Annotated in this window: 13 protein-coding genes and 1 tRNA gene; 6 read left to right on the forward strand and 8 right to left on the reverse strand. The window is 41.2% G+C overall.

Features of this window, described 5'->3' with window-relative positions:
- Nucleotides 1-147: 147 nt before the first annotated feature.
- The 3 genes from BM015_RS15120 to BM015_RS15130 all read right to left on the reverse strand — a co-directional run bounded on the left by BM015_RS15120 (nucleotide 148) and on the right by BM015_RS15130 (nucleotide 5,212).
- A complete protein-coding gene (locus BM015_RS15120; protein WP_143075882.1) occupies nucleotides 148-1,188 on the reverse strand; it encodes an NAD(P)-dependent alcohol dehydrogenase in 1,041 nt (346 codons plus the stop codon).
- A 77-nt stretch (nucleotides 1,189-1,265) separates the two neighbouring features.
- Nucleotides 1,266-2,096 (reverse strand): amidohydrolase family protein, encoded by an 831-nt coding sequence (locus BM015_RS15125; protein ID WP_090660250.1) that lies wholly within the window; start codon nucleotides 2,094-2,096, stop codon nucleotides 1,266-1,268.
- 53 nt (nucleotides 2,097-2,149) lie between these two features.
- On the reverse strand, nucleotides 2,150-5,212 hold the full coding sequence (locus BM015_RS15130; RefSeq protein ID WP_090660253.1) for an efflux RND transporter permease subunit: 3,063 nt from the start codon (nucleotides 5,210-5,212) through the stop codon (nucleotides 2,150-2,152).
- A gap of 377 nt (nucleotides 5,213-5,589) precedes the next feature.
- Between BM015_RS15130 and BM015_RS15135 the strand changes: the two genes are divergently transcribed.
- From BM015_RS15135 to BM015_RS15155, 5 genes are all read left to right on the forward strand, one after another.
- Entirely contained in the window at nucleotides 5,590-6,141 is a 552-nt protein-coding gene (locus BM015_RS15135) for a hypothetical protein (protein WP_090660255.1), read from the forward strand.
- A 158-nt stretch (nucleotides 6,142-6,299) separates the two neighbouring features.
- On the forward strand, nucleotides 6,300-7,127 hold the full coding sequence (locus BM015_RS15140; protein ID WP_090660315.1) for an ABC transporter permease: 828 nt from the start codon (nucleotides 6,300-6,302) through the stop codon (nucleotides 7,125-7,127).
- Nucleotides 7,117-7,857, forward strand: coding sequence for an ABC transporter ATP-binding protein (locus BM015_RS15145; RefSeq protein ID WP_177191922.1), 741 nt, complete (start codon nucleotides 7,117-7,119; stop codon nucleotides 7,855-7,857). Before BM015_RS15140 ends, BM015_RS15145 begins: the two co-directional genes overlap by 11 nt.
- 248 nt (nucleotides 7,858-8,105) lie before the next feature.
- Nucleotides 8,106-10,187, forward strand: a complete 2,082-nt coding sequence (locus BM015_RS15150) for a TonB-dependent receptor (protein WP_090660262.1) — start codon at nucleotides 8,106-8,108, stop codon at nucleotides 10,185-10,187.
- Between the two features lie 117 nt (nucleotides 10,188-10,304).
- Nucleotides 10,305-10,886, forward strand: a complete 582-nt coding sequence (locus BM015_RS15155) for an exosortase/archaeosortase family protein (protein WP_177191923.1) — start codon at nucleotides 10,305-10,307, stop codon at nucleotides 10,884-10,886.
- Nucleotides 10,887-10,905: 19 nt separating this feature from the next.
- Here the strand turns inward: BM015_RS15155 and BM015_RS15160 are convergent, their stop codons facing one another.
- The 5 genes from BM015_RS15160 to BM015_RS15180 all read right to left on the reverse strand — a co-directional run bounded on the left by BM015_RS15160 (nucleotide 10,906) and on the right by BM015_RS15180 (nucleotide 17,851).
- Nucleotides 10,906-13,827 carry an FAD-binding and (Fe-S)-binding domain-containing protein gene (locus BM015_RS15160; protein ID WP_090660268.1) on the reverse strand — a complete coding sequence of 974 codons (2,922 nt, stop codon included), beginning with the start codon at nucleotides 13,825-13,827 and terminating at the stop codon, nucleotides 10,906-10,908.
- Between the two features lie 150 nt (nucleotides 13,828-13,977).
- Nucleotides 13,978-15,111 carry a glycosyltransferase family 4 protein gene (locus tag BM015_RS15165; RefSeq protein WP_090660271.1) on the reverse strand — a complete coding sequence of 378 codons (1,134 nt, stop codon included), beginning with the start codon at nucleotides 15,109-15,111 and terminating at the stop codon, nucleotides 13,978-13,980.
- Nucleotides 15,111-16,055 carry a glycosyltransferase family 2 protein gene (locus BM015_RS15170; protein WP_090660274.1) on the reverse strand — a complete coding sequence of 315 codons (945 nt, stop codon included), beginning with the start codon at nucleotides 16,053-16,055 and terminating at the stop codon, nucleotides 15,111-15,113. Before BM015_RS15170 ends, BM015_RS15165 begins: the two co-directional genes overlap by 1 nt.
- Before the next feature lie 4 nt (nucleotides 16,056-16,059).
- Entirely contained in the window at nucleotides 16,060-16,581 is a 522-nt protein-coding gene (locus tag BM015_RS15175) for a DUF4199 domain-containing protein (RefSeq protein ID WP_090660277.1), read from the reverse strand.
- A 10-nt stretch (nucleotides 16,582-16,591) separates the two neighbouring features.
- Nucleotides 16,592-17,851, reverse strand: a complete 1,260-nt coding sequence (locus BM015_RS15180) for a dihydroorotase (protein ID WP_090660280.1) — start codon at nucleotides 17,849-17,851, stop codon at nucleotides 16,592-16,594.
- A 90-nt stretch (nucleotides 17,852-17,941) separates the two neighbouring features.
- Between BM015_RS15180 and BM015_RS15185 the strand changes: the two genes are divergently transcribed.
- A tRNA-Pro gene (locus BM015_RS15185) sits at nucleotides 17,942-18,015 on the forward strand.
- The last annotated feature ends 255 nt before the right edge of the window (nucleotides 18,016-18,270 follow it).

Below are 18,270 nucleotides of genomic sequence, written 5' to 3' on the forward strand. Positions count from 1 at the left end.
TTTTAAATTATTTGAGTTATTTGTTTCGAAAGTTTTTTCAGATTAAATTATTATAAAAAAAGCCATGGATACACAAGTAAAATCTGTGCATCTGTGGCTTATATACTTAATGAATTTTATGAAATTACTTTTTTGATACAGCGTTCTCTATAATGTTGCCATATCAATAACAAACCTGTATTTCACATCACCCTTCAGCATACGCTCATACGCTTCGTTGATATATTTTATATCGATCACTTCCACATCAGACACTATATTCTTCGAAGCGCAGTAATCCAGCATTTCCTGTGTTTCGGGAAGACCGCCAATCAATGAACCGCCAATGCTTTTCCTGCCCATAATAAGATTGAATGCCGGAATTTTAGCAGGCGTTGGAGGTGCGCCCACACAAACCATGGTGCCGCTTGTTTTTAACATGCCGAGATACATATTATAATCATGTTCGGCGGAAACTGTATCGAGAATGAAATCAAAATAGCCGGCCATTTTTCTCACCTGGCTTTCATCTTTGGTAAGTACAAAATTATGTGCGCCAAGCTTTTTTGCATCCGCTTCTTTTGATGGCGAATGGCTGAGCATGGTTACTTCTGCACCAAAAGATGCGGCCAGTTTTACACCCATGTGCCCAAGCCCGCCAAGGCCGAGAATGCCAACTTTCTGCCCCTCGCCTACCTTCCAGTGGCGCAAAGGAGAATAAGTGGTAATGCCTGCGCAAAGCAATGGCGCCACGGCTTCCAGCGGCTGGTTATCTTTAATGATAAGCACAAAATCTTCATCCACTACAATCTGTTTGCTGTAACCGCCATAAGTAACGCCGCCGCTGTGTTTGTCTTTAGCATTGTAGGTGCCCGTAGAACCATTTAAACAATATTGTTCAAGGCCTTCTTTACAATTGGCACATTCGCGGCAGCTGTCAACCAAACAACCCACAGCGGCAAGATCACCTACCTTAAACTTTTTTACATGATCGCCAACTTTTGTAACGCGGCCAACAATTTCATGGCCGGGCACTGCAGGATAAACAGTGCCGCCCCATTCGTTGCGAACGGTATGTAAATCGCTGTGGCAAACGCCGCAGTATAAAATATCTATCTGAACATCGTGCGGGGTGGTGTCTCTCCTGTCTAAACTCCAGGGCGCCAGTGGCGCTGTTGCGCTTTGCGCTGCATAAGCTTTTGTTGCCATAATTAATATTTGTTTACGAGTATGAATAGTTTACTAAATACCGGCTTAAATATCATCCGGTTTGCTGTTATGCAGCTTCAAAGGTTATAAAATTCAACTGCATTGTTATAAAAGATATTATTTTTTTCATCTGCTGAAAATGAAGCAAAATATTCGGTTGCAATTTGCAAGACTTTTTTATAAGAAGCAGCAACCAGGCAAACGGGCCAGTCGGAACCATACATTAATCTTTTAGTTCCGAATGTTGATGTCGCCACATCAAGATAGGGATTGAATGTTTCATTTGAAAAGCTTGTCCGGTCAGCTTCCGTTACCATGCCGGATATTTTACAATAAACATTTTCATGTTGCTTGAATGCTTCCACATCTTTTTGCCATTGTTCAATCTCTCCTTTTTTAATATAAGGTTTGGCAAGATGGTCTATTACAAATTTTTGAGAAGGGAATGATTGCACAAGCTCAAGGGCATATTGCAATTGATCCGGAAAGATCAGAACGTCGTAAGTAAAATTGAATTGCTGCAGTTTGCTGATACCGTTTTTAAATGCGGGTTTCAGCATAAGCGCCCTGTCTTTTTCGCCCTGCAAAATATGCCTGAAGCCTTTAAGTTTTTTATGCTGATGCCAGTAAGCGAGCCTTTCTTCAATATCACCAGCCATCAGGTCAGTCCATGCCACTGTACCTTTTATAAAATTGTTTTCGTTTGCATACTTTAAAAAAATTTCATTCTCTTTTTCAGATTGATTAACCTGCACCGTTACACAGCCTTCAACATTATTTTCTTTATAAACAGTTTCAAGATCAGCCGGTAAAAAATTTTGCCGTATAACTGCCATATCATCCGTTATCCAATCAAAATCCTTTGTATTATATGTCCAGAAATGTTGATGGGCGTCGATTAATTTCATGGTTGTTTTATTAAATAAACTTTAGGAAAGTTTATAGCTTTCCTAAAGCTTCGCTACTCGCTTATAACCGTTTTATGCGCTTTATGTTTGCCGGATATATATGAATACATGGCCGGAATTACAAACAACGTTAATATCAGCGAAAATAAAATACCGCCTACCACCACAATACCGAGCGGGATGCGGCTCGTTGCCGCAGCGCCCAGGCTCATGGCAATAGGCAAAGCGCCAAGCGATGTGGCAAGGCTCGTCATTAATATGGGGCGCAAACGCTGTGTGGACGCTTCTATTACAGCTTCATACTTACCCATGCCCTGCTCCCGTTTCTGATTAGAGAATTCAACAATTAAAATCCCGTTTTTCGTTACCAACCCTATCAGCATGATCATACCAATCTCCGAAAATATATTTAATGTTTGCCCGAATATCCACAAGCTTAATAAAGCACCGGCTAAAGCCAGCGGCACTGTAAACATGATAGTAAACGGATCAAGAAAACTTTCAAATTGTGCAGCCAGCACCAAATAGATAAGCAGTAATGCAAGCGTAAAAGCAAACCCAATGTTGGAAGAGCTTTCCGAATAATCCCTTGACGGCCCGCTTAATGCCGTTTGAAAGCTTTCATCCAGCGTTCTATTGGCAATTGCCTGCATGGCTTTAATGCCATCGCCAATGGTTTTTCCTTCTGCAAGCGAAGCTGAAATAGTAGCTGCTTTATAACGGTTAAAGTGATACAATGTGGTAGGGCTGCTGCTTTCAACAAGATGCACCACTGCACTCAATGGAATGCTTTGCCCGCTTGCATTGCGCACATATAAACGCGAAATATCGGCAGGTTCTGTGCGGTTGGCATGTTCTACCTGGGCAATTACCTGGTACTGATCGCTGCCCATAATAAAATAAGCCAGCCTTCCTCCGCTAAACGCCGCCTGTATGGCTGCTACAATATCTTCTGTGGAAAGGCCAAGGTCTTTTGCTTTCATCCTGTCAACAGAAAGCTGTATTTCAGGACGGTTGAATTTGAGGTTTACATCAACATTTGAAAATGTGGGGTCCCGTCTTGCTTCATCCAAAAATTTGGGAATCACTTCCTTCAGCTTTTCAAAATCCATATTCTGCAATACAAACTGCACAGGCAAACCGCCGCGTGAACCGGAACCTACGGCAATGGTTTGTTCTTCTGTGGTAAAAATCCTTGCATCATTAAACTTTGATAATTTACGCTGCAGGTCGTTGGCTATTTCACTCTGCGATCTTGTTCTTTCCTGCGGTGGAATAAGGCCGATACGTGGCCGCGACTCGTTGGTAGAGCCGGTGGGCGTTCTGGCAAAAACAAACTCCCGTTCCGGAACAGAATCATATAAATAATCAGCTATCTCATCTGTAATTTTCTGCATGTAAGTAAAGCTGGTGCCTTCGGGAGCCGAAACGCTAAGGCGAACCGAGCTTTTATCTTCAAGCGGGGCTATCTCGCTTTGCAGGCTGTTCATAAATATCAATATAAGGCCAAAACAAACTGCCACAATTACAAAAGCAACCCAGCGTATTTTCATAAAGCGCTCAAGCAGCTTTTTATAACCGTTTTCCATGCCTTTGAAGAAAGGTTCCGTACGTTCATAAAACCTGCCATGCCCTGCTTTCTTTCCTGTGAGATAAACATTCAAAACAGGCGTTATGGTTAACGAAACAAACGCTGATATTAAAACAGCGCAGGCCAGCGTAACACCAAATTCGCGGAACAATCTTCCTATAAACCCTTCCAGGAAAATTACCGGCAAAAACACGATTGCCAATGTTATTGAGGTTGATAATACCGCAAAGAAAATTTCCCTGCTGCCCTCCAATGCAGCTTTGCGTATTGGTAAGCCGCTTTCCAGTTTCCTGAAAATATTTTCCGTTACCACTATACCATCATCCACCACCAAACCTGTGGCCAGCACAATGCCCAACAGTGTAAGCACATTTATGGTAAACCCTGAAATGTACATGATAAAGAAGGTAGAAATGAGCGAAATGGGAATATCTATTAGTGGCCGGATGGCAATAAGCCAGTTGCGGAAGAAGATGAATATTACGAGCACCACCAGTATAAAGGCAATGATAAGGGTTTCCTTTACTTCAGACAATGAATTGCGAATGTTTACAGTATTATCAATCAGCACCTTTATTTGTATATCGCTTTTATTTGATTTCTGAATGGCGTCAAGTCGTTTATAAAATTCATCGGCAATGGCTATGTTGTTGGCGCCGGGCTGAGGAATTACATACAGGCCCACTGCATTCACGCCATTATACTTCCAGCTTTGTTCATAATCCTCGGCGCCTAATTCCACTTCAGCAAAATCACTCACGCGAACAATGCCGGTGCTGTCTTCGCGAATGATCAGGTTCTTAAACTCATCTTCCGTAGTAAGCCGTCCCATGGTACGGATAGTAAGCTCTGTACTACTGCCATAAATTTTGCCCGGCGGCAGGTCAATATTTTCCGAATTAAGTGCATTGCGCAAGTCGGTGAAAGAAACATTGTAAGTGCTCATTTTATCCGGGTTAAGCCAAAGCCGCATGGCATAACGTTTTTGCCCGAACAGGCCCACAGAGCTTACGCCGTTTATGGTTTGAAACTGTTGCTGCAAAACGTTTTCACCATAATCGCTCAGTTCCAGCAAACTTTTGGTGGGGCTTTGAATGGCCAGGATTAAAATAAAATCGGCATTGGCATCAGCTTTTGAAACAACCGGCGGCGCATCAACATCCTGGGGTAAGCTTCGTGCAGCCTGGCTTACCTTATCGCGCACATCGCTTGCCGCAGCTTCCAGGTCAACACCCAGGTTAAATTCAACCGTAATATTACTGTTGCCCAAAGTGCTGGACGAAGTAAGGGTGCGGATGCCAGGTATGCCATTGATCTGCTTCTCCAGTGGTTCTGTGATCTGGCTTTCAATAATATCTGCATTGGCGCCGGTGTAAGAAGTTCTTACGTTTACAACGGCCGGGTCAATAGCAGGATAATCGCGTACAGCAAGAAAAGTAAAACCGGTTACGCCAAACACAATAATCATAATATTCATTACCGTGGCAAGCACCGGGCGCTTAAGCGAAAGTTCGGAGATATTCATTAATTACAATAATTGTGTGTAACCAAAGGCCGTTTACACTTTTGCACTTTCTGCAGAGCTTGCAGTATTGATGATAAAACGCTGTTGTTTATTCAACGGCAAACTACAAAATCAATGAAAAATGTTTAAGCAAGAACTACGAAAAAGTGCAAATGGTTTCGTTATAAACAGCAAATCTATTTATGCAGTTTTAATATTCTCAAAAAAGAATGTTTACAGAATATTAATTGATATGAAAGCTGAAAATGTTGAGACGAAATCGTAAACTGAAGTTATGCTGCAGGCGCTTCATCTTTCCTGGTTTACAATGCTTATGCTTACCCTTGATTTGAATGCAACAGGCAATACCCTTATCTTTATGCCATAAATAGCTGTTATTGAGAAATTTTGTTGCCATATTGCTTTTATCTATCCACTTATTTACGCTGGCAGGTTACCGGCTTGTATTAAGTTACCTGGAACAGAAGGCCGACAAAACCCTTGTGCAAAAATTAGACAGCAATCAATATAACGATGCCGACCTTGTAACGATTAAAATACCGCTTAATATGCCTTACACTAACGACAAGAGTGAGTTTGAGCGGTGTGATGGCACCATAAAGATCAACGGTGTTTTTTATAATTATGTAAAACGCAAGCTGTGTAATGATACTTTGATTTTGCAATGCATTGCCAACAATGAAAAAAGCAAATTGTCTGATGCCAAAAATGTATATGCAAAAATTGCCGGCGATGCGCAAACATCTTCTTCCCATCAGCAGGCCATGATCTCGCTGTTAAAGCTTTTCTTTTTTGAATACAATTATAAAACCGGTTACGATTTGTCTGCATGTGTTTCCGGCCTGTCTCATCCATATGCAACCAAAAGCGATGATATACTCTGTTCCTTTTATATTGCATCGCCTGAAAAACCTCCTGAAATAATATAACCATACTATGCAGTTTATATGCACGGTAAAATCATTATGCTATTATTTAGCCGGTTAACTATTTCAACACCCATATTATTATTTGAATGAAAAGTTTGCAGCGTTTGATGCTCCAGGCTTAATATTATTCAACATTTGTTACGAAGAAATAAATTTCAATGACATTATTCAATTCCCGGAAATTACCTGCCCCCGTACAAAACAGGCCTTCCGGTGCTTACAAGACCAGCCGCTGGCGCATGTTTTTATTGCCTTTTTCTGTTTTTCTTGGCGCTTTGTTTACCTGGTATTTTCTTGTTCGCTTTAATGTTTTTCCATCTTATGCCATGCCCGGGCCCGGCGCTGTAGCAAGCAGTTTTGTAGAAGATTTTAAATCGGGCAGTTTGTTAAACGATATTGTTGCCTCATTGTGGAGAGTGGCAGTTGGCTTTGTTATTTCTGCCGTGCTGGGTATTCCCGCAGGCCTGTGGCTGGGGCAGCATTTAACAGGAAGGCAGGCTTTTTTGCCCATGCTTAATTTTTTCCGTTTTCTTTCACCGCTTGCATGGATACCATTCGCCATACTTTGGTTTCATATAGGCGATAAGCCTGCTGTGTTCCTTATTTTCATGGCCACTTTTTTCCCGCTGGCGCTTGCCACTATGTCGGCCGTTGCTACCATTCCCGCTATTTATTTCAGGGTTGCGAAAGACTATAATTATAAAGGTGTTGAATTGCTTACCAAAGTAACTTTTCCGGCAGTGCTGCCGCAGGTTATCACAGCGCTTCGGGTGAGTTATGGCATTGCCTGGGTGGTGATTGTTGCCGCTGAAATGGTGGGCTGCCAGGATGGTTTAGGCTATGGAATATGGGAAGCGAGAAACGGGTTAAGGCTCGATTCGGCAGCATGTTACATGGTGGTTATTGGCCTGCTGGGAATGGGCATCGACCGCTTTTTATTACAATTTTCAAAATTACCAAATGTACGCTGGGGATATGAAAGATAAAATACAAAATAGCAGGCTTACACTGCAGGATGTTTCTTTAAGCTTTGGAACAATGCCCGTGCTTCAAAACCTTAGCCTCTCCGTAAATTCCGGGGAGTTTGCGGTGATAGTGGGGCCATCGGGCTGCGGCAAAACAACAATATTAAATTTACTCTCCGGCCACATACAACCAGGTTCAGGGGCTATACACAGGGAAGGCGTTATACGAACGGTATATCAGAAAGACGGCCTCTTTCCCTGGCTTACCGTTTCGCAAAATATAAGCATGGGGTTGCGTTCCGTGAGCGATGCACAGCAGCGTGAAGAAGAACTGCAATCGCTTTTTGAACTCATTCACCTGGAAGATTTTAAAAATCACTATCCGCATGAATTATCAGGAGGTATGCGCCAGCGTGTGGAACTGGCAAGGGCGCTTGCCGGCAACTCTGATATTTTGCTGATGGATGAACCTTTTTCCGCGCTGGATTATCAAACAAGGCTTCGCATGCGGTATGAACTGGTGCGCCTGCTTGAAAAAAGGCCGCGTACTGTAATTTTTGTTACCCACGATATTGAAGAAGCTGCACAACTTGCCGACCGCGTGCTGGTATTATCCAAAAGGCCTGCAACTATATTGAAAGAGCTGGAAATTACAGCGTCAAAGCCAAGGGGTTTAACAGATGGTGAAGTGGTTAAGGCAATGAAAGAAATTCTTGAAGAACTGGGCATATTAAGGGAGATTGTTGTGTAAACATATTCATAGCGGCTGTGAGGTAAACCTCATTGCAGCGCAATTATATACCTTAATAAAACCGGCTTGCCTGTTATTCACAGGCATTTACAGAGTTGCTATGCAATCTTATTCACGCAGATGTTATTGCAAAAAGCTTTCATGACTAACAGGATTGGCTATTGAAATCCATCATTCTTTTATTTAGTAAACAACATGTATTTGTTTAACAGGTAAAGCACTTGCTGTTGTTTAAATCAATACTATTTATGTACAAAAAAATAATCACTGCTGCTATATTTTTATTACCAATAAGTTTAACCGCACAGAACACAGAGAAAGAAGATAGCGTTCAAACAGGCTTTCTTCAAACAGTTATTGTAAACAGTACAAAAAGCAATATCAATTTTAACGGGCAGCGTTACGACGGCCAGGCAAGAACGGAACGGCTGCTTGATAATATTTCCGGCATCAGCCTTATAAGCCGTGGCAATTTTGCACAGGAGCCTGTATTGCGCGGCATGAGCGACGGGCAAATAAATGTTACCATTAACTGCATGCGCATATTTGGCGCATGCACTAACCGCATGGACCCAGCAACCTGTTATATAGAACCGAATAACATGCAAAGTGTGCAGGTAAGTTCCGGCCCCGGTTTAGAAGCTGGCGGCACTACCATTGGCGGCGGCATGAATTTTAATTTGCGGCAGGCAACAATAAATGTGCCCCATAAATGGAGCGGCACTGCCGGTACCGGTTTTGAAACCAATGCAGCAGCACGCCAGTTACTCGGCAACCTGCAATACAGCGGCAAACACTTTGCATTTTTAGTGGATGGCATTTATCGCAAAGCCGGTAATTACACGCCTGGCGGCAACAAAGATGAAAACATCAGCAAGTATGGTGAATGGATGGAAGAAAATGGTTTTTCTGTGGATGAAAAAGGAAGGGTTAATTTCTCCCAATACCAGAAATGGAACTTACATGCAGATGCCTTGTACCAGTTAAGCGCACATCAATCGCTTCGTGCGGATTACCTGCGTGATGAAGGCAGCAACATCGGCTACCCTGCACTTCCGATGGATGTGGATTTTGACAGAGCTAACGTGGGCAGCATTACACACGAATACACTAACGCGGATAAACGGCTCTCTTCCTGGCAAACAAAAATTTATTACAATGATGTGCATCATGATATGAATAATTTTAACCGTTCTGAAGATGAAGTAATGATGATGACACGTATGGATATGCCGGGGCGTTCAAAAACCAGTGGCGCATTTACACAGTTGTACTGGAAGGCTTCCGCTTCGCAAAAAATACGTGCAAAGGCAGAAACCTATATTAACCGCTGGCATGCAACGATGATGATGGGTGCAGGCAGCGATAATGCCATGCCAATGCTAACGATTCCCGACGCACAGCGGACCGTTGCCGGGTTGGATATTTCAGATGAAATTAACCTCGGTAATTCCTGGCAATTTACCGCAGGCATGCGGCTGGAATACAACCGTTCTTCCATTTATTCTTCCGAAGGAAAAATGATGCTTATGGATGTTTACATGGATGACCCAAACAAAACAAACTGGTTGTATAATGCTTTTCTTCAGTTGGGCTATCATCCTGCATCCCCGCTTGGTTTTGATGTAAAGCTGGCAAGGGGCATGCGTGCCCCTACACTTAAAGAATCGTATGCACTTTATTTGTTTAATAATGTTGATGGATATGACTATGTGGGAAATCCCGCCACTAAAAAAGAAGCATCATTTAACAGTGAACTGAATGTTTTTTACAGCATCAACAATTTTAAGGCAACGCTGAAAGGCTTTGGCTATTTTTTCCATAATTATATTGCCGGTTTTGTTCAGCCTGGCCTTATGCCGCAAACAATGAATGCCAATGGCGTAAAGCAGTATGGCAATATTTCATCGGCATATATTGCCGGCGCTTCTTTGCTGCTTGGCTGGAATATTGCTTCCCAACTTTCATTCAACAGTAATACTACCTGGCAAACAGGAAAAGATAAGAATGAAAATTACCTGCCGCTTATAGCACCTTTAAAAACTACAAACACAATAACCTATAACACGCATAACTGGCGGTTTTTTGCAGCAGGGGCAGGCGCTGCTGCACAGCATAATACAAGCAATTTTTATGGTGAAACACATACCCCGGGTTATTTTATTATGAATGCCGGTGCAACTAAAACCATTGCTGTTAAGGAACAGCAAATCATTATAGGATTGACATGCAATAACATTTTCAATAAGTATTATTATGAGCACCTTGATGTAATAAAGCTGCCCCGCCAGGGAAGGAATTTTATCATGCACCTTACTTACAATTTTTAGGTTAATAAAAACTGTTACCACCGGGCAAACGCATTTTAACCAAATGCGTTTGCCCGGTGTAAATAAAACTATCGCACTTTAATAGTTATTTTTGTTTTCATAAAGCAATAACTGCAAGTGCAAACCATCACTAAAACTGCATTGTTTTCCAATAAAAAAACCGGGTTTAATATCCTGCTGTTTGTGCTGCTGTATGTGATATTGCTGCAGGGGTTTTATCTATATGTGGGCATAACATCACCGGGCGGTAAGCTCTATTCTTCTTTCCTGGACAAATACGCCAATGTTCCTGAATGGCTTACTATTCTCATAGCCAAAACTTCCATGTTACTACTTAAGCTGGCAGGCTATGCGGTTTATCAGAAAAATCCGGCTAATATTATTATGGAAGGTGGCGGCGGCGTAAATATTGCCTGGGGTTGCCTTGGGGTAGGGGCAATGAGTTTATGGGCGGCGTTTATAACAGCGCACAAGGCTTCTGCCCGGTATAAATTGAGATGGATACTGGCAGGCATCATCCTCATTTGCATAGTAAATATATTGAGGGTAATTACAATTGTAATAAGCCTGCACAATCACTGGCGCTATCCTTTGCAGTTTGATGCGCATACCAGTTTTAATATTTTAACCTACGCCGTTATAGTAGCGTTCATGTATATTTTTATACGGAATTATAAAGCGCAATCTTACAAGCAATAACAACTGAATGCTTCGCGATTTATGCTAGCGCTTCGTACAATATTTCCACCGGGTGTTTGGCTATAACCTTTGTGCCATCTTTAATCTGGTGGCGGCAACTTGTGCCCGGCGCAGCAATAATGGTATCTCCTGTTTTGTTGCGCACCGTGGGAAATAATACCAACTCGCCTATTTTCATTGAGAGATCATAATGTTCTTTTTCATATCCAAAAGAACCAGCCATGCCGCAGCAACCGGAAGGTATGGTTGTCACCGAATAATTTTCCGGCAATGATAAAATCTTTACAGTTGGCGCCACTGATGACAATGCTTTCTGTTGGCAATGGCCATGCAGTTTTATACTTCTTTTTTCGGTTTTAAATTGTTGTGCGGTGATGTTGCCTTTATCAATTTCCCTTGCAATAAATTCTTCTACTGTAAACACTTTTTTTGATAGCTCTTTTGCTATTTCAAACAAATCATCATCAGCAAGGTCAACATATTCATCACGAAAAGTAAGTATGGCCGAAGGCTCAACGCCAACCAGCGGTTTATCTTCTGTTATTAAAGGATGAAGCGTTGCAATATTTTTATTGATGATCTTTTTTGCATCGCGTATCAACCCTTTTGAAAGCCAGGTCCTGCCGCTTTCATCATGCTCCGGCATGATTACTTCATAACCTAATTTTTCAAGCAGGAGAATAGCTTTTATACCAATTTCAGTGTCGTTATAATTAGTGAATTCATCGCAGAAAAAATACACCTGACCATTGACTGTTGACTGTTGACTGTTGCCCGTTGACCGCTTATTGTACCAGTTCCGCAATGTTGTTTTATAAACAGTGGGCAAAGAACGCTTCAAGGCAAAGCCGGATATTTTTTTTATAACACTGCTGATGGCTTTATTCTTTACTGCAAAATTGTAAAGGCCGGGCATTAAAGCACCAAGCTTTGCAGATTTAGTGAAGTTGGCAATGAGCCTGCTCCTGAAAGGAACGCCATTCGCATCATAATAATGCTGCATGAATTCAGCTTTCAGCTTCGCTACATCAACGTTTGAAGGGCATTCAGATTTGCAGCCTTTACAGCTCAGGCACAAATCCATCACTTCATAAATTTCTTTATGATCAAAGCGGTTGATCTTATCTGAATGGGTTAAAAATTCGCGAAGGATATTGGCCCTTGCCCTTGTTGTATCTTTTTCATTGCGCGTTGCCATGAATGAAGGGCACATGGTGCCGCCAGATAAATGTGTTTTACGGCAATCGCCGCTGCCATTGCATTGTTCTGCATGCTGCAATACATCCTGGTTGTAAAAACGAAACAGCGTTTTAAACGTTGGCGTTTGCTGGCCCGGCGTATAACGCAGCATCGTATTCATGGAAGGCGTATCAACAATCTTGTTCGGGTTGAAAATATTTTGTGGGTCCCAGGCTTGTTTTATCTGCCTCAATAACTGGTAATTTTTTTCGCCCACCATTTGTTTTATAAATTCACCACGCAATCTTCCATCACCATGTTCTCCACTTAATGACCCATGATATTTTTTTACAAGCGTTGCTATTTCTTCAGCAATCGTCCTGAACAACTGGTTGCCTTCTGCTGTCTTTAAATTAATGATTGGACGTAAATGAATTTCGCCGCTGCCTGCATGCGCATAATGCACAGAATACAGGCCATATTTCTTTAGAATAATATTGAACTCTTCAATAAAAGCAGGCAGGTCATTCACATCAACCGCGGTGTCTTCAATAACGGGCACCGCTTTATCATCGCCGGGAAGATTGCTTAATAAACCAAGCCCTGCCTTACGCAGGGTCCATATCTTTTTTGTATCGTCGCCAAACAATAAAGGGAAATGATAACCGAGGTTGGCTGCACGCATATCGGCTTCCACCTGTTTTGCAATGGCTTCAATTTCCGCTCTTGTATCTTTTTTAAATTCAATTACAAGAATAGCGCCCGGGTCACCCTGCACAAAAAAACGGTTCTTTCTTTGCTCAATATTATCTTTCGTGCATTCTAAAATAAAATGATCTATTAATTCGCTTGCAGTGGGATGATATTGTAAAGCGATAAGATTTGCCCGCAGCGATTCATCAATGTTATTAAAATGCACACATAAAAGGCCTGTTTCTTTTGGCGGCAGTGGAACGATATTCAGTTTTATTTCGGTGATGAATGCAAGCGTTCCTTCAGAGCCTGCAATGAGTTTGCAGAAATTAAAATCAGGCTCACCCGCCGTAAAAGGCGCCATGTCCAATAACACATCAACTGCATAACCGGTATTTCTTCTTTCAATACTTTTCTTGGGAAATTCGTTTCTTATCTCCTGCTGGTTTTCATAATTGCTTAATAAACTGCGGATGTTTTTATAGATGTTTGCTTCAAGCGTTTCGCCTTCACATTTCGCATGAAATGCATCAATATTTAATGCTTTAAACTCAGCTTCGCTGCCATCGCTTAAAAAAGCTTTCACTTCCAGCAAATGTTCGCGTGTGCTCCTGTAAACAACAGAATTAGAGCCGCAGGAATTATTGCCCACCATGCCGCCCATCATGGCGCGGTTGGCAGTTGAAGTTTCAGGCCCGAATAAAAAACCATGTGGTTTTAAAAACATGTTAAGCTCATCCCGAATAACGCCAGGCTCTACGCGCACCCATTTTTCTTCTGTATTTAATTCAAGGATTTTTGTAAAATTTCTTGATACATCCACAATAATCCCATTGCCCACAACCTGCCCGGCAAGCGATGTGCCTGCTGTTCTTGGAATTAAGGAAGTTTTATTATCGCGGGCAAAGGCAATCAGTTTTTTTATATCTTCTTTTGTTTTGGGAATAGCAACAGCCAGTGGCATTTCACGGTACGCCGATGCATCGGTAGCGTATAAAATGCGCATTGTTTTATCTGTATAAAATTCACCATCCAGACTTTGGGCTAACTGTTGCAATTGCTCTTTCATTTGCTTGGTACTCCTTTAACAGGGAGGCAAATTTAGTTTATAAAGTTTAAGAGTTTACGGGTTGTATAATTCTCGCTTGAGATTTGAATCATCTGAATTCGTGAACGCCTGGAACTTGTGAACCTGTAAACTTATAAAGAACAAATAAACTCAAAGCTGTTTAATAGCTTCCACCAGGTTTGCCCAACTGTATTTCTTTTTTTCTTCTTTTAAATACTGCAAAAAATGTTCTTCACCAAACACATAAAGCTGTTTGATTTTTTGCGCAATGCTTTCAGGATTGGGCTCTGCTATTAAACCAACTTTTTCATCAGGCACAAGCGCAGGCAGGCCGCCCACATTGGTAACGAGCATTGGTTTTTCAAAGTGATAGGCTAAAGGCGTAACACCGCTTTGCGTAGCATTTCTGTATGGCTGAATTACAAAATCGGCAGCGCTTAAATAATATTTTACTTCACTGTCGGCTATAAAACTTGTTCTTAAAATGACCAGCGATTGAAGATTGTTTTGTTCAATAATATCATCGTATAATTTCCGGTCTTTGTAAAACTCACCGGCAACGAGGAGTTTAGGAATGTGGAATTGGGAATTGGGAATTTGTTGCTTCAGCAATGCCATCGCTTTTAATAAAATATCAAGGCCTTTATATTCCCGGATAAAACCAAAGAATAAAATAATCCGGTCATCAGCATTTAAATTCAAATGCTTCCGCGCTTCAGCTTTGTCAACTTTATCACCAAAATTATCATACAAAGGATGCACGAGTTTTAATGCAGGCTTATCAGTAAATAACCGTAAGTCATTCATCACTTTATCGCTCATTGTAATAAATGCATCAACCGGTTTTATAAAATAAGATGTGAACTGCTTATCGCCCACTCTTTTTTCATGCGGTAAAATATTATCGGCAATACAAATGATTTTGGTATGACGGTTCTTTTTTGCAATGCGCAAAATAGTTCCCAGGCATGGCCCCATAAATGGCAGCCAGTAACGCACAACAATTATATCGGGCTTTAATTTTTTTAGTTCGTTGCCAATCTTAATCCAGTTAAAGGGGTTGATTGAATTGATGCATACTTTAATATTCAAATCTGCTGGCGCCGGCTCATTTGAATATTGCGAAGTGCCGGGAAAAAGAAAAGAAGGATATTGTAAAGAAAACGTATAAATGGTTACGTTATCATGCTGGTATTGAAATTCCCTTGCCAGCCTTTCGTTGAAGGATGCAAGCCCGCCGCCGCGCAACGGGTAAGCCGGGCCTATGATAACAACAGATTGCATTAATTTAACCCTGCTTTCTTTTCAATAAGGTAATTGTTCCTGTCTGCAGCATTGCGCACCACAAGCTCTGCAATAAAGCCGGTAAGAAACAGTTGCATACCGATGATCATAACAACCAATGCAATATAGAAAAGCGGTTTATTGGTAATGCCATAATTCGCATCAACAATTTTGGCAATGATGAGGTAAAGGCTGCTGAAAAAACCGATAATAAAAAAGAAGGTGCCATATAGCCCAAAAAAATGCATGGGCCTTTTACTAAAACGGCCAACAAAAGTTAATGTGGCAAGATCAAGAAAGCCGTTGATAAACCTGTCCCATCCAAATTTGGTAACGCCATATTTCCTGGGCCTGTGCTCCACCACTTTTTCACCGATCTTTCTAAAGCCCGACCATTTTGCAAGCACAGGAATATTGCGGTGCATTTCGCCATAAATTTCAATACTCTTCACCACTTTTTTACGATAGGCTTTAAGGCCACAGTTAAAGTCGTGCAGCTTAATGCCAGATATGCTTCTCGCCATAGCATTAAATATCTTTGACGGAAAATTTTTGGTAAGCTTATTATCATACCGTACTTTTTTCCAGCCGCTTACCATATCAAGCTTATCTTCTGTTATCATGCGATAAAGCTCCGGGATTTCATCGGGAGAATCCTGCATATCAGCATCCATTGTAATAACCACACTGCCCTGCGCTGCTTTAAAGCCTTCATTCAATGCTGCAGATTTGCCATAGTTGCGCTGAAATTTTATGCCTTTAATATTTGGATTGCCGGCACTTAACTTTTCAATGATGCACCAGCTATCGTCTGTGCTGCCATCATCCACCATAATAATTTCATAAGAAAAATTATTGGCGGTTACCACACGCACAATCCAATCGCACAATTCGGGCAGCGATTCATCTTCATTATATAAAGGAATAACTATCGAAAGATCCATTTAATTAAATTGGTTGATTACCGAAGGGGTCCTGCGGCTTTTTCTTAGCAATAGCCGCGCCAATTAATGAACTGATGGCGCCTATGATTGCGAAACCTACAATAACTCCAACTACTGCAAATAACACATAATGCTCCCTCATCATACTAATTGCCTGGTCTATCTGGCTATCCGAAGCCTTACCATCCGCTTCCATTTTCTGCCTTGTCATTTCAATACTCTTATCAATCATCTCGGGGAATAAAACCTTAAAAGCAAGTATGGTATAAAGCAATACTATTACGGTAATAACTGCCGTGGTTTTAAACCCATGCGCGAATAAATTTCCAAAAGTAACATTGGCATTTAACTGGTTTGAATAAGTGACACAGGCCCATATAATCCCGGCTAAAAAAAGCGCATACTGCACATAAGAAAGCTCAGGATGCTTCATACCATCTACAAAATATATGATGAGGCCATACACAATTAATATTAATGATATAATCAGGCCCTTTACCTGTGGTGTTGTTACTTTATTTTCCATATTAATTTTATTAATTGTTTAAAGTTAATATTCCTTTCGAGACCACACCAACCACAGTGCCCTTTAATGCAACATTAAAAAATGGTGAATTAAACGACTTGCTTTTATTTTTTTCTTTTGTAAACACAAATTCGTTTCTATTAAACAGCGTAAGCGATGCTTTTTCACCTTCTTTTATAATTGCAGGCAACTGAAATATCTTGCCCGCATTTGCAGAAAATAAAGCAGCAATTTTTTCTGCAGATAACTCCGGCAAAGCTGTTTGCACAACACTATATGCTGTTTGCAAACCAATCATACCGGGTTTTGCATATTCAAATTCACAGGCTTTGTTATCCCAATCCTGCGGCAGGTGATGCGAAGCAATGCAATCAATATCGCCATTCAATACAGCTTCGCGTAAGGCTATCATATCGCCTTTGCTGCGCAACGGCGGGTTCACCTTAAGGTTGGTATCATAATTTTTCAAATCTTCATCACAGAAAAACAAGTGATAAGGTGTAACAGAGCAACTTATATTTAAACCTTCTGCCTTAGCTGCTTTAATTAATTCAACTGATTTTTTTGTAGTAATTCCCGTTATATGCAATGTAGATTGTGTGTAACGAAGCAGTTCAATATCCCTTGCAATCAATAGTTCTTCCGCGATGGCAGGAATGCCCTGCAAACCCATGCGGGTCGATACAATTCCCTCATTCATTAAACCCGAAGCATTGATGGATTTATCCTGCGGCAGTTGTATGATGACGCCATCGAACGTTTTTACATATTGGAGCGCCTTTAAAAACAGGCCGGCATTTTGAACAGGGTAAAGGCCATCTGTAAATGCAACTGCGCCGCTCTGCTTCATATCGTACATTTCGGCAAGCGCTGCGCCTTCCCTTTTTTTGGATACCGCACCCAGCGGGTGCACATTAATTTTAGTATTGGCCGACTTTTGCTTTACATATTCCACCTGCGCTTTGTTATCAACAACAGGGCTTGTATCGGGCAATGTGAACACCTGCGTAAACCCGCCTGCTGCTGCCGCTATTGCAAGCGAATCTATTGTTTCACGGTATTCATAACCCGGATCGCAGGCATGCGAAAAAATATCTATCCAACCGGGAGAAGCAAATGTATTTCCTGATGTAAAAACCTGGGCAGATTCATCTGTTATAGCATCATCAATTTTAGTAATAATGCCATCTGTAATTAAAATATCTTTCTTATTTCCGTTATAAGGAGAGTTTGAATCTGCAATCGAAACCTGCTGCAGTATAATATTCATGTAATTCGGCAAAATTTGGCAAATATAACCTGATTTTAATTAAAAGCCCTTTACATTTGCAGCCCTTTTAAGTGCAAACAAAAAAGGTTTCGGGTGGTGGCGCAGTCCGGTAGCGTATTTGCATGGGGTGCAAGGGGTCGCTGGTTCGAATCCAGTCCACCCGACTTTTTGGATAGCAAAACTTTCAAAAATGCCTGTAATAAATAATTGCAGGCATTTTTATTTTTCATTCTGTTAAGTTATTTCAAAATACATCAAGATATTTTTGAGACAAGCAATGACCTGGAAAGCAGTGAAGTATCGCAGGTAAAGTACAGGTGTTAGTTAATTCAAGTTGCTAGTTAATCAGGTAAGCTTATCAAGAGTAAACCCAAGAATAAACATTACCAGTTTTATTAAAAACCCTTTGAAAGTTACAG

The organism is Parafilimonas terrae (assembly GCF_900115755.1).
In the GTDB taxonomy this organism is placed as follows: Bacteria; Bacteroidota; Bacteroidia; order Chitinophagales; family Chitinophagaceae; genus Parafilimonas; species Parafilimonas terrae.